This is a genomic window from Arthrobacter sp. YAF17 (assembly GCF_052113365.1).
GTDB lineage: Bacteria > Actinomycetota > Actinomycetes > Actinomycetales > Micrococcaceae > Arthrobacter.
The window spans coordinates 358,761-370,973 of the sequence record NZ_JBFRDB010000001.1; the positions used below are offsets into that span (position 1 = coordinate 358,761).

At 69.6% G+C, this 12,213-nt stretch carries 11 protein-coding genes and 1 tRNA gene; 5 read left to right on the top strand and 7 right to left on the bottom strand.

The annotated features are described in order from the left end of the window. Nucleotides 1-50: 50 nt before the first annotated feature. From AB4Y67_RS01725 to AB4Y67_RS01735, 3 genes are read left to right on the top strand one after another with little or no spacing between them, the layout of a single operon-like run. Nucleotides 51-1,424 carry an acetyl-CoA C-acetyltransferase gene (locus AB4Y67_RS01725; RefSeq protein WP_441404085.1) on the top strand — a complete coding sequence of 458 codons (1,374 nt, stop codon included), beginning with the start codon at nt 51-53 and terminating at the stop codon, nt 1,422-1,424. 9 nt (nt 1,425-1,433) lie between these two features. Further along, nucleotides 1,434-2,789 carry a 3-oxoacyl-ACP reductase gene (locus AB4Y67_RS01730; RefSeq protein ID WP_441404086.1) on the top strand — a complete coding sequence of 452 codons (1,356 nt, stop codon included), beginning with the start codon at nt 1,434-1,436 and terminating at the stop codon, nt 2,787-2,789. Continuing rightward, the gene (locus AB4Y67_RS01735) at nt 2,786-3,697 is read left to right on the top strand and encodes a MaoC family dehydratase (RefSeq protein WP_441404087.1); all 912 of its coding nucleotides are present in this window, start codon (nt 2,786-2,788) and stop codon (nt 3,695-3,697) included. Before AB4Y67_RS01730 ends, AB4Y67_RS01735 begins: the two co-directional genes overlap by 4 nt. 106 nt (nt 3,698-3,803) lie before the next feature. On the opposite strand, the gene AB4Y67_RS01740 is transcribed toward AB4Y67_RS01735, so the two are convergent. The 4 genes from AB4Y67_RS01740 to AB4Y67_RS01755 form a co-directional block, all read right to left on the bottom strand. Continuing rightward, complete coding sequence (locus tag AB4Y67_RS01740) at nt 3,804-4,934, bottom strand: FUSC family protein (RefSeq protein ID WP_441404088.1); 1,131 nt, start codon at nt 4,932-4,934, stop codon at nt 3,804-3,806. A 63-nt stretch (nt 4,935-4,997) separates the two neighbouring features. Further along, the gene (locus AB4Y67_RS01745; RefSeq protein WP_441404089.1) at nt 4,998-6,062 is read right to left on the bottom strand and encodes a glutathione S-transferase family protein; all 1,065 of its coding nucleotides are present in this window, start codon (nt 6,060-6,062) and stop codon (nt 4,998-5,000) included. A gap of 9 nt (nt 6,063-6,071) precedes the next feature. Next, on the bottom strand, nt 6,072-6,851 hold the full coding sequence (locus tag AB4Y67_RS01750; RefSeq protein ID WP_441404090.1) for a M50 family metallopeptidase: 780 nt from the start codon (nt 6,849-6,851) through the stop codon (nt 6,072-6,074). Then, nucleotides 6,848-7,234, bottom strand: coding sequence for a TraR/DksA family transcriptional regulator (locus AB4Y67_RS01755; protein ID WP_441404091.1), 387 nt, complete (start codon nt 7,232-7,234; stop codon nt 6,848-6,850). Before AB4Y67_RS01755 ends, AB4Y67_RS01750 begins: the two co-directional genes overlap by 4 nt. A 164-nt stretch (nt 7,235-7,398) precedes the next feature. On the opposite strand from AB4Y67_RS01755, the gene AB4Y67_RS01760 reads away from it, so the two are divergent. Both AB4Y67_RS01760 and malQ read left to right on the top strand, forming a co-directional pair. Then, the gene (locus tag AB4Y67_RS01760; RefSeq protein WP_441404092.1) at nt 7,399-7,938 is read left to right on the top strand and encodes a hemerythrin domain-containing protein; all 540 of its coding nucleotides are present in this window, start codon (nt 7,399-7,401) and stop codon (nt 7,936-7,938) included. A 9-nt stretch (nt 7,939-7,947) separates the two neighbouring features. Continuing rightward, entirely contained in the window at nt 7,948-10,104 is a 2,157-nt protein-coding gene (gene malQ / locus AB4Y67_RS01765; protein ID WP_441404093.1) for a 4-alpha-glucanotransferase, read from the top strand. A gap of 66 nt (nt 10,105-10,170) precedes the next feature. Here malQ and AB4Y67_RS01770 read toward each other — a convergent pair whose 3' ends face one another. From AB4Y67_RS01770 to AB4Y67_RS01780, 3 genes are all read right to left on the bottom strand, one after another. Continuing rightward, nucleotides 10,171-10,536, bottom strand: a complete 366-nt coding sequence (locus AB4Y67_RS01770; protein ID WP_441404094.1) for a hypothetical protein — start codon at nt 10,534-10,536, stop codon at nt 10,171-10,173. Between the two features lie 614 nt (nt 10,537-11,150). Then, nucleotides 11,151-11,684 carry a hypothetical protein gene (locus AB4Y67_RS01775; RefSeq protein WP_441404095.1) on the bottom strand — a complete coding sequence of 178 codons (534 nt, stop codon included), beginning with the start codon at nt 11,682-11,684 and terminating at the stop codon, nt 11,151-11,153. A 331-nt stretch (nt 11,685-12,015) separates the two neighbouring features. Beyond that, nucleotides 12,016-12,098 (bottom strand) — tRNA-Leu (locus AB4Y67_RS01780). Nucleotides 12,099-12,213: the final 115 nt, after the last annotated feature.

Here is a 12,213-nt window from a genome sequence, read left to right on the forward strand (position 1 = left end):
ATCAGGTACGCTGGGTATCGGTAACCCGCTTTGATCGAAGGAGACAGCCCATGTCCGTCAACGGACAGTCCGCACCCGGACCAAAGGAATCCACCCCCGCGACACCCACAGCACCCAACGCGGCGGCGCAGCTCCGCAAGGCGGTCATCGTGGGCGGCAACCGCATTCCGTTTGCCCGGACCGGGGGCGCCTACACCAAGTCCTCCAACCAGGACATGCTGACCGCGGCCCTGGACGGGCTCATCGCCCGCTTTGGGCTGCAGGACGAACGCATCGGCGAGGTAGCGGCCGGGGCCGTGCTCAAGCACTCACGCGACTTCAACCTGACGCGCGAAGCCGTGCTCGGCTCCGCACTCTCCGCAGAGACCCCGGCCTACGACCTGCAGCAGGCCTGCGCCACCGGGCTGGAGACGGTCCTTGGCCTTGCCAACAAGATCAAGCTCGGCCAGATCGATTCGGCCATCGCCGGCGGCGTCGACTCCGCCTCGGACGCCCCGATCGCCGTCAGCGAAGGCCTGCGCGAAGTGCTCCTTGACCTGAACCGCGCCAAGACGCTGCCGCAGCGCCTGCAGGTCCTCAGCCGGCTCCGGCCCAAGGACCTCGCACCCGACGCCCCCAACACGGGCGAACCGCGCACCGGACTGTCCATGGGGGAGCACCAGGCTCTCACCACCGCGCAGTGGAAGATCACCCGGGAGGCGCAGGATGAACTGGCCTTCAACAGCCACCGCAACCTCGCCGCCGCCTACGACGCCGGGTTCTTCGATGACCTGCTGACCCCATACCGCGGCCTCACCCGCGACTCCAACCTGCGCGCCGACACCAGCCTCGACAAGCTGGCCACGCTCAAGCCGGTTTTCGGCAAGAGCCTGGGTTCCGCGGCGACCATGACGGCCGGCAACTCCACCCCGCTGACCGACGGCGCCTCGACCGTGCTGCTTGGATCCGAGGAGTGGGCCGACGCCCACGACCTGCCCAAGCTGGCCACGGTCGTGGACGGCGAGGCGGCGGCAGTCGACTTTGTCCACGGCAAGGACGGCCTCCTGATGGCTCCGGCGTTCGCCGTGCCGCGCCTGCTGGCCCGCAACGGCCTCAGCCTCGACGACATCGACTTCTTCGAAATCCACGAGGCCTTTGCCGGTACCGTGCTGAGTACCCTCGCTGCCTGGGAGGACGAGGAATTCGGCCGCACCCGGCTGGGTCTGGATGGGGCGTTCGGCAGCATCAACCGGTCCCGGCTCAACGTAAACGGGTCCTCCCTGGCCGCCGGCCACCCCTTCGCGGCCACCGGTGGACGGATCGTCGCCTCCCTCGCAAAAATGCTGCACGCCAAGGGCCGCGTCGACGGCCGCCCGGCCCGCGGGCTGATCTCCGTCTGCGCCGCCGGCGGCCAGGGCGTCGTCGCAATTCTTGAAGCACACTAGGGGACTCCAATGACCGACAAATACACCCAACTCGTGACCAAGGGCGTGGGCCGGGACATCGCCAGGAAACTGGGACTGCCCCAGCCCGTCGTCCTTCGGCGCCACAAGCCGGGCCAGCCGCTGGTGACCGGCCCCGTCCTCGTCCAGGGCACCGGCAGCGGTGCCGATGAGCTGGCCTCGGCCCTCCTGTCCTTGGACCTCGATGTGCGCCGGCATGCGGTGCCTAAGGAGAAGCTGGGCGCCATCATTCTGGTGCTGGATGAACTGGCCCGCCCCGAGGATCTGGCGAAGCCGGTGCTCACCGCGGCCACTTCGCTCCGCGACCTGGCACCCAACGCCCGCGTCGTCACCATCTCCCGCGCTGCGGCCGAGGCTGCAGACCCCGCCGCCGCGGACCCTGCCGCCGCGGCTGCCCGCCAGGGCGTGGACGGACTCCTGCGCTCCCTCGCCAAGGAGCTCCGCGCCGGTGCCACCGCCAACGGCATCCTGCTCGCTGGCGGCGCCGGCACCACCAGCCCCAGCACCCTCGGCGCGCTCCGGTTCTTCCTCTCCGGCCGTTCCGCGTTCGTCGACGGCCAGTTCCTGACCGTCAGCTCCACCGGGGGCAAGCTGCCGGCCGACGCCGAGAAGCCGCTGGCCGGCCAGGTCGCCGTCGTGACCGGTGCGGCGCGCGGCATCGGGGCCGCTATTGCACGCACCCTCTACCGCGACGGCGCCACGGTCGTCGCCGTCGACATCCCGGCGGCCGGGGACCGCCTGGCGGCGGTTGCCAACGAGGTGCACGGCACCGCCCTGCAGTTGGACATCAGCAGGGAGGACGCCGGGAAGCGGATCATCGACCACGCCGTGGAACGCCACGGGCGCCTGGACATTGTGATCCACAACGCCGGCATCACCCGGGACAAGCTGCTCGCCAACATGGACCAGGGCCGCTGGGACTCGGTCATTGCGGTCAACATCGCCGCGCAGTTGCGGATCAACGAGGCGCTGCTGGCATCGGAGCACTTCCGGAACTCACCGCGGATCGTTTCCGTGGCCTCCACCAGCGGGGTCGCCGGCAACCGCGGCCAGACCAACTATGCCGCTTCGAAGGGCGGCGTGATGGGCATGGTCCGGGCCACGGCGCCGCTGATCGGCACGCACGGCGGTTCCATTAACGCCGTCGCCCCGGGCTTCATCGAAACCGAGATGACGGCGAAGATCCCGTTCGCCACCCGCGAGATCGCCCGCAGGCTCAACTCCCTGCAGCAGGGCGGCCGGCCGGGGGACGTCGCCGAAGCCATCGCGTTCCTGGCCAGTGATGCTGCCGGCGGCATCTCCGGCGGGGTACTGCGCGTCTGCGGGCAGAACCTGGTGGGGGCATGACCCCATCCGGGCCCGTCATCCTGGGCGAGATGCCGTCGCTGTCAAAGCTGTATGTCAACGCGGCGGCCACGGCCGCCCGCCGCCGGGTTCTGGGCACCCATGCGGGCAACGGGCTCCCTGCGTCACAGCACGAGGTCCGCGGTGTGAAGGCTGCAGTGGAGAACCTCACGGCGTACCAGCACCTGATCGGCGAGACGGCCAGCGATGTGCTGCCCGCCGGGTTCATCCATGCCCTGGCCTTCCCGCTGGCCATGAGCGTGATGAACCGGGACGACTTCCCGCTGCCCTTGCTGGGGATGATCCATCTGGAAAACCACGTGGTGCAGTCCGCGCCGCTGCGGTTCACGGAGACCCTGGACATCCGCGCCTGGGCGGAGAACCTGCGCGGGCACCGGTCAGGCACCCAACTGGACCTCGTGACTGAAGTGCGCCGCACGGGGGAGGACGCCGTCAGCTGGCGCGGTGTCTCAAGCTACCTGGCCAAGGGCGTGTTCCTGCCCGGCATCGACAAGCCCACGGCCGCCTCGGTGCCGGCTGACTTCAAGGCGCCGGATCCCACGGCATTGTGGCAGCTGGGCGTCGACACGGGGCGTGCCTACGCCGCCGTGTCCGGCGACTTCAACCCCATTCACCTGAGCGTCCTTTCGGCCAAGGCCCTGGGGCTGCGCCGGTCGATCGCGCACGGCATGTATCTGGCGTCCAGGGCGCTGGCGGACGTGGGCGCCGCCAAGGGCGAGGCTTTCAGCTGGGACGTGTCCTTCGAGGCGCCGGTGTTCCTGCCGGCCCGCGTCGCGCTGGACATCAGCACGACGCAGGACCCCGACGGCGCCTGGCGGCGCTCCGAGTACGTCGCCTGGAACCCGCGTTTGGGGCGCAAGCACTTCAGCGGATCGGTTGTCGCGCTATAGCGATGCCGGCCGCAACGGACGACGGCGGTGGCCGCCCCAGAGTGGGCGGACGCCGCCGTCGTTGTTTGTGCCCTTGTGCCGGAGTGCCGGCGCCGCAGCGGGATGGCTACGTGCTGTCCGCCGAGGTCTTCACCACCCGCAGCATCCGGTGCAGGCTGAGCAGGATCGATTCGACGGCGCTGGGGGCGCCGCCTGCCGCTTCCTCGGCACCAACCCGTGCCGTCAGCTCCTTGACAGTGGCGTCGGCCGCTTCGCTCAGCTCCGCCTGCCGCTCCGGGGTCTCGTCCTCGACCGAGGACAGGACGTCGCCCACGGCTGACATGGCGTCGGCGAGCGGCGCTGCGTATTCATCCGGCACCACAAAGGGGTTGTCCTTGGCCCAGATGACATCCGACAGCACCTGCGTGACGTCCTGGACGTGAAAGGTTATCCGTTCAAGGTCCCGCAGGTTGCGGTAGTCCTGGCCGATGTCGCGGGGATGGAGCCGGCGTCTGGGGTTGGCCTGCCGGCTGGCGTCCGCCTTCTCCACAGCCAGCCGGACGGAACGCGCTGACGCCTCGAGGGCACCGGACCGCTCGGACCAGGCTTCGTGCTCCGGCGGCCAACTCTCCTTCAGCGCCTTGCCCATGTCCCAGAGCTGCTGGGCGAGCGCGAGGCGCAGTTCGGCGATGCTGAGCTCGGCGGCGCGGAAGTGCAGCGGCGGGAAGACCAGCAGGTTGACGACAATTCCCACCGTCACCCCGACGCCCATCTGGAGAAGGTATCCGAAGGAGAACTGGTCCGGGTTGTGGCCGCCGACCAGCAGGACGAGCAGCGCAGCCGTCGGGATCCAGTCCCGGCCGGAACCCAGTTTGGGGAGTCCGGCCAGGACGACGCCGAACGCCATCACGACGCCGACCGTCAACGGCGTCGGGCTGCCGAGAATGAACAGGACAAAGGCCAGCCCGACCCCGATCGCGAGCCCGACGAGCGTCTGGACGCCCTGGCGCATGGAGCCGGCGACGTTCTCGTACATCGCGACCAGGGCGCCCAGCGGGGCGTAGTAGGGGTAGTCGGCTGCAGAGCCCGGCATGAACGGGGCGATCGCGAAGGCAATGCCCGCGGCCAGCCCTGCTTTCATGGCCAGCTGCAGCCGCGGCCACAGCACCGCTGAGCGGACGTTGCCGGCCACCAGTCGCCAGGCCCTCCGGGGCAGGGAGGGGCCGTCGGTGTGGGGTGCCTCGTCTGTAGTTGTCACCCGGCTCACCCTAGGGCGGGGACGTGGCTGCGACAAGTGGACGAACCCCCGGCCCGGGGCCGCCTAGCCGGCGCCGTGCCCGGGAGCGACTTCCTCCCCGGGCCGCACCGGGCCCGGCGGCGTGCCGTCGCCGAAGGGGCGGCCGCCCAGGGCTTCCCTGCCGTGGGCGCTCAGCCAGTTGCCGAGCTCCGGCCCCGCCGGAACGATCCCGGTGGGGTTGATGTCCTCATGGACGATGTAGTAGTGCTGCTTGATCTGCACGAAGTCGGTGGTGTCACCGAATCCGGGGGTCTGGAACAGGTCGCGGGCGTAGGCCCACAGCGCCGGCATTTCGCTGAGTTTCTGCCGGTTGCATTTGAAGTGCCCGTGGTAGACCGCGTCGAACCGTGCCAGCGTGGTGAAGAGGCGGACGTCGGCCTCCGTGATGGTGTCTCCCACGAGGTACCGCTGGCTGGCGAGGCGCTCCTCCAGCCAGTCCAGGGCGGTCCAGAGCCGGGTGTAGGCGGCGTCATAGGCCTCCTGGGATCCGGCGAAGCCGCAGCGGTACACACCGTTGTTCACCTCGGTGAAGACCCGTTTGTTGACCGTGTCGATCTCCGCGCGCAGCGCCTCGGGGTACAGGTCCGGCGCGCCCGGCCGGTGGTATTCGGCCCACTCGGTGGAGAAGTCCAGGGTGATTTGCGGGAAGTTGTTGGTCACCACCTGGCCGCTGGCGACGTCCACCATGGCCGGAACGGTGATGCCGCGAGGATAGTCCGGGAACCGGCGGAAGTACGCCTCTTGGATCCGCTCGATGCCGAGCACCGGATCCTTCCCGCCGGGATCCAGGTCAAACGTCCAGGAACGCGCATCGTGCGTGGGACCGGGCTGGCCGAGGGAAATGACGTCCTCGAGGCCCAGCAACCGCCGCACGATCACGGTCCGGTTGGCCCACGGGCAGGCGCGGGCCGCGATCAGCCGGTAGCGTCCCGGCTCCACCGGCCAGCCAGGCTCGCCGTTGCGGCCTGGAGTGCCGCCGCGGGTGATCCGGTCCTCGATGTAGTTGGTGTCCCGGGTGAACTCCTCGCCGCCGGTGACGTAGGCACCCTTGGTGCTGAATCCGGGGTCGTCCGTGTGTGGTTGGCTCATGGTCCCAGCCTATGCCGGAGCGCCGCCGGGTCCCTGCCACGGTGGATGCGGCAGTGTCGCGAAGACCTGCGACAACGGCTGCCAGGCGAACCACCAGGCGGCACCGACGACGGCGGCGAACAGGACGATCCACACGGCCGCGGGGATACGGGTGGCCCGGGACAGCAGGTAGGCGTCCGACGTGGCCAGCCGGTCCCGGCGCCGCAGGTGCACGGTGGCCACCTTGCCGAGGTCCCGTACGGCGGCGACCAGGAGCGCCAGACCGAGCGCGATCATCACATGGCCGTTGAATTCCGGCGGGACGAACAGAACGAGCAGGACGGCGGCAAGGACCGCAGCCGCGGTGATGAGCAGCCCGATGCCGTTGCGGATGAACAGGAACGAGGCCAGCAAGATGAGGGTGCCAACCGACATCRCGGCCGGACCCCAGCCGTTGAAGCCGCTCCAGACCATGGCCGCTCCGACGACGGCGGGCACCGGGTAGCCCCAAAACGTGGACCAGACGGCGGCCAGGGGGCGCCTGCTGTAGGTGGTGGTGGTGCCCGAGTGGTCAAGGCTCAGGCGGATGCCGCCCACGCGCTGCCCGGTCATGAGCGCCGCGAAGGCGTGGCCGAGTTCGTGGGTCACCGTGGCCAGCAGTCCGAAGTAGCGCCAGGTCACCCGCGGCAGGGAGAGCGCGACGGCGAGGAGGATCACCAGGGCGAGTTCGGTGCCGGTGACGTGCGGGACGGGGGCCTGGCTGAATCCGGCGGCTATCCGGTTCCACCAGGTCTCGGCGGCGTTGGTCATCCCGTGACCCGCGCAGGTGGTCCTGCGGGGCCCGAGGGGCCCGCACTGTGCCGGATGCAGTACGGAGTCCACGGCCTGGCCTCCAGCCTGCCCTCCGAGATCTCTTCCCCGCACACGGCGCAGATGCCGTAGGTGCCGGTCTCGATCCGCTCGAGGGCTGCCTCGATTTGGGCCAGGCCGTGGCGGCTCTGGTCCAGCAGGGCCGAGGCCTGGGAGAGCTCAAACGCGATGGTCGCGCCCTCGGGGTCGTGTTCGTCGTCGACGTTCGAGTCCTGCCGGGCTGCGTTCACGGCGGTGATGTCCCGGCGGAGCGCGGGCAGGAGTGCAAGTTTTTTGTGGCGCTCCTCCTGGAGGCGTATCCGGAACCGTTCGACGTCGACCATAGGCTGCAAGGCTAGCGCGGCTGACCCGCCGGCGTCGAAAGCCTGCGCCGCAAAGCGCACGCGGGCCGGGCCGAAAGTCCCCGGCGCCCGGGGGAGTCTCCGCCGTACAGTGGGAAGAGGAGACAGTGGCCAGAACTCTTCGGCCGGGAAAGCCAGGAGGCGTCATGGATCAGCAGGCGGCCAACGCCCTGAACGAGAACACAGACGAGGAAGCGCGGGCCCTGGCCGCGGTGGAGCGGCACCACGCGGACATGCTCAAGCGGCTTGACGCCCTGGCAACCGCACTCACCCACGCCGTGAGGGCCGGCGACACCGTGGCGGAGCACGACGCCCACGAGGTGCTGGTGGAATGGTGCGAGACCGAGCTCGTCCCGCACGCGCTCGCCGAGGAAGGGTCCCTCTACGGCGGTGCCCGGAACCTGCCGGAAGGCACGCTGCTGGTGGACGGGATGCTGGCCGAGCACCAGGCGATCGCGGGCCTCGTTGAGGAACTCCGGGGATCGGCCGGCGTGGACGCCGCCGTGGCGGCAGGCTCCCTGCGGAACATCTTTGCCCTGCACCTGGAGAAGGAGAACAGGTTCCTGCTGCCGTTGATCGCTGCGTCCCCCGGGCTGTCGCTGGCGCGCACAGTGGAGGGCCTGCAGGAACTGGTCGGGGAAACCCACGTTCAGCAGCACGGGACGGCGCATGGGGGCAGCGTCTAGAGTTGCCCCATGGCGGATGGCATGCACCCTGACAGCGCTCCCGACGCAGCCGCATTGCTGAGGGAACTCGCGGCAGCCCACGGCGTGGGAACCTCCTACTGGGGCTGGGACGGCGTCGAACGGTCCGTCCCGGAAAGCACCTTGCGCGGCGTCCTCGGCGCGCTGGGCGTCCCGGCCGCGGACACGGACACGATAGAGCGGTCACTGGACGAGGCGCGGCTGGCGCCGTGGCGGCGCCTGCTGCCGCCGGTCGCCGTCGCCCGTGAGGGGCAGGAACTCCTCATCAACGTCCATGTGCCGCACGGAAGCGCCGTCAGCGTATGGATCGCAGCCGAAGACGGCAGCACACACAGGGCAGCGCAGCGGGAGAACTGGGACGCGCCGGTCGAGGTCGACGGCGTCCTCACCGGCCGGGCGACCTTCGCGCTGCCGGGTACGGTGCCGCTCGGCTGGCACACCCTGCTGGCAGACAACGCGGGGACCGTGGCCCGGTGCCCGCTCGTCGTTACACCGCAACGGCTCCACACAACCGAGGCGCTCGCAGGCCGGCGGAACTGGGGCCTGACCGCGCAGCTCTATTCCGTACGGTCCGCCCGGTCCTGGGGCATCGGAGACTTCGCCGACCTCGCGGACCTCGCCACCATGAGCGGGCAGGAGGGCGCCGGATTCCTGCTGGTCAACCCGATGCACGCCGCCGAGCCGCGGCCGCCGGTCGAAGACTCGCCCTACCTGCCCACGACCAGGCGGTTCTTCAACCCCCTCTACCTCCGGGTGGAAGAGATCCCCGAATACGGCTACCTCGGACCGGCCGGCCGGGCCCGGGTGGAGCGGCTCGCCGACCAACAACACTCCGCCAACCACTCCACGGAGCTGCTGGACCGGAACTCCAGCTACGGGGCGAAACTTGYCGCCCTTGAGCTGGTGTTCGGAGTCCCGCGCGACCCCGCCCGCTCCCTCGCTTTTGCGGACTTCTGCCGCGAACAAGGGCAGGGACTCGACGACTTCGCGCTGTGGTGCGCCCTGGCCGAGAAGCTGGCCCCGGACGCCCCGCAATGGGCCGCGGAGGCGGCGACCCCGGACACCGCATACTGCAGGGAACAACGGGCCCTGCTCGCCGGGCGGATCGAATTCCACCGCTGGCTGCAGTGGCTCTGCGACCAGCAGCTTGAGGCCGCCCAGCGCTCGGCCCGGCGGTCGGACATGGAAATCGGAGTCATCCACGATCTTGCGGTCGGCGTTAAGCCGGGCGGCGCGGACGCCTGGACCCTTGCCGGGGTGCTGGCCCGCAACGTCACGGTCGGCGCGCCACCGGACATGTTCAACCAGCAGGGCCAGAACTGGACCCAACCGCCCTGGCACCCGGTTCGGCTCGCCGAGTCAGGGTACGCCGCCTACCGGGACATGCTCCGGACCGTGCTGCGCCATGCCGGCGGGATCCGCGTGGACCACATCCTGGGCCTGTTCCGGCTGTGGTGGATCCCGGAGGGGGCCGGGCCGGGGGAGGGCACCTACGTCTATTACGACCATGAGGCGCTCATCGGCATCCTGGCGCTGGAGGCGCAGCGCGCCGGTGCGGTCGTGATCGGCGAGGATCTGGGGGTGTTTGAGCCGTGGGTCCGGGACTACCTCGCCGAGCGGGGGATCTTCGGCACCTCGATCCTCTGGTTCGAGCACGACGCCGACGGCCCTATTCCGCCGGAGCGGTACCGGCAGCAGTGCCTGACCAGCGTCAACACCCACGACCTGCCCCCGACGGCGGGCTATCTGGCCGGCGAGCACGTCACCCTCCGTGAATCCCTTGGCCTGCTGCGGCGTCCGGTGGAGGAGGAACGCGCCGAGGCCGTGGCGGAGCAGCAGGCGGTGCTCGGCATGCTGCGGGAACGCGGCCTCCTGCCGGAGCCCGGGCACGAAGACGTGCAGGGCACCGTCGAGGCGCTGTACGCCTTCACCACTCTGACACCGTCGTCCCTGCTGGGCGTCGCGCTGGTTGATGCGGTGGGCGAAACCCGGACCCAAAACCAGCCAGGAACCAGCACGGAGTACCCCAACTGGCGCATACCGCTCGCCGGCCCGCGGGGACCGGTGCTGCTCGACGCGCTGCAGGCAGACCAGGGGTTCCGCTCACTGGTCCGCACCATCCGGTCCGCGCTGCCGCCGGAGGCGTAGGAGAGGCACGATCGAGCCTGCGGTCATCATCGTCACGGAGAACAAGGCCGCCGTTGCTCAACCAAGTCATCCGGCGTAAATGGGTGTCTCCGGGAAGAACGAATTGCAGCCCGGGAGGTTGTTCGTGTAGCCCTGCATGAAGGCGTTCACCCGGTCCTGGATCGGGCTTCCTGTTTCACCCTCACCCGGGGGCGCAATGCCCGCCAGCATGGCATTGATGTCGCCCAGGTCCCCGGGATACGCGAGGTTGCCGGCCTGTGCCGCGTTGGCCACCCAGGCGCCGGAAATGCAGTCCGCCTGGTTTTCGAGCAGCATGTTCTGCTCTTCGGTCTCCGGCGCCGGGACGTCCCTGATGTTCTGGATGTGGTGCCCCCATTCGTGCGCGTAGCCGACGGCGGGCGCCGCGCCCCCACGCCGTTGTAGAGCTCCCACAGCGCGTCCTGGCCAACGTAGATGGCCTTGTCCTCCGAGCAGTATGAATAGTCCTGGCTGGTGTACTCCTCCGGGGTTCCGTCATCTTTGACGCAGGCGGTCGCGCCGGTAACGCCGGCCGGCACAAAATAGAACGACGCCGGCCGGTTCTCCACCCCGTAGGTCGCGTCGAACAGCGGGGCTGTCACCGCTATCACGTGGCCAACGTAGCTCGGCATGTCGGCAGGGCCGTGGCAGCCTTCCTGCGTCCCCTTCGGGCAGTAGAGCCGGGCAGGGAGCGAGGGTGGCGTCGGTCGTCACGGGGGTGGGTGTTGCTGCGGCCTGGCCGCCGGGGGAGGCGCTGCCGCCTGTGGCCGGCATCGATCCACCCGGCTGGCCGCCGGGCGTGGAACTGCACGAGGTACAAAGCTAGAGCGAGGCGAGCAGGGCGGACGCTGCGGCTGGACGGCGGTGCATGGGGTACTCCTAGGTGACTAGTGAGACCACAGGTGCTGCCGGTTCCAATGCGGCGTAGTGACTTTCCCCCTCAGGCGACAAGCATAGGTTCGCCCGCAGCCGGTGTCCCCGCTTGAATGCCGGCCGGATGTCATACCGTTCCGGGGGAGCCGGTGCTGCTACCCCGCGGCGAGTTCCCTGACCCAGTCCGGGGTGGCCCGGCCCAGGCGGCGGTCGGTGACGAGGCGGAGCTTCGCGGCTGCGGTTTGTACGCCGTGGTCGCGCGACGCCGCCTCGCGGACGGGGCGGACCGCTTCCCGCGCCCGGGCAGTTGCCGCCGCCGGCGCGAGCGTCAGCGGGTCTRCCCACGCCACCGTGATGATCTCCAGCTCCTCAGGACTGGCCAGTCGGCTGTCGGCCAGGACCGCCAGAACGCCCAGGCCCAGTTCGGCCCGGCGCGGATCTGCGGAGAGGGAACTGTCCAGGGCCCACTGGGTGCGGCTCCACCACTCGCTCCGGTTGTCCGCCTCCCGTTGCTGGGACAGGGTTGCCGAATCGGCAATGGCCCGGTGCCTCAAGGTGCGCAGGCTGACAACGGCACCGATGACGGCCGCGAGCAGCACGGCGAGCGGCCCCAGGGCGGCCAAAACCTGCCACCATTCGGCGGGGCCGGTATGGACGAAGACGTCGACGGGATCTGCGGACGGGGTCACGGCACCAGCCTATAGCCCGGCCTGCTGGCACTGGCCGTGGCGGTGGCCGTAGCCGTAGCCGTGGCCGTGGCCGACGGTGGCGTGATTCCCGCGTCGACGGATGCCCCGGGTCGGCCGTGTGCCGTCCGGGGCGCCTTTGGACACGCCTCCGGCGCTTGGGCCCGGTGGCCGCGGCGTTTTCGTGTCAAGGTGCCCCCGGACCGCAGCCGCCAGAGATGCCCGGCATTTACCCAGGATTTGCCCGACAACAGGGATGAGGCCGCAGGGGCCAAACTCCGGACACACAAAAAAGACCCCGGAATCCATGGGATTCCAGGGCCTTTTCCTGTTGTGCGCGGAGGGGGACTTGAACCCCCACCCCCTTTCGAGGACTAGCACCTCAAGCTAGCGCGTCTGCCATTCCGCCACCCGCGCAGGTGGTATTCGGTGAACCTTTTCGCCTTTCAGCGTTTTGGATTTCTCCGAAGCAGCGAGAAAGACTCTAGCATGAAGTTTCCCGAAACAAATAATCGGGGCCTGATCGGGCATG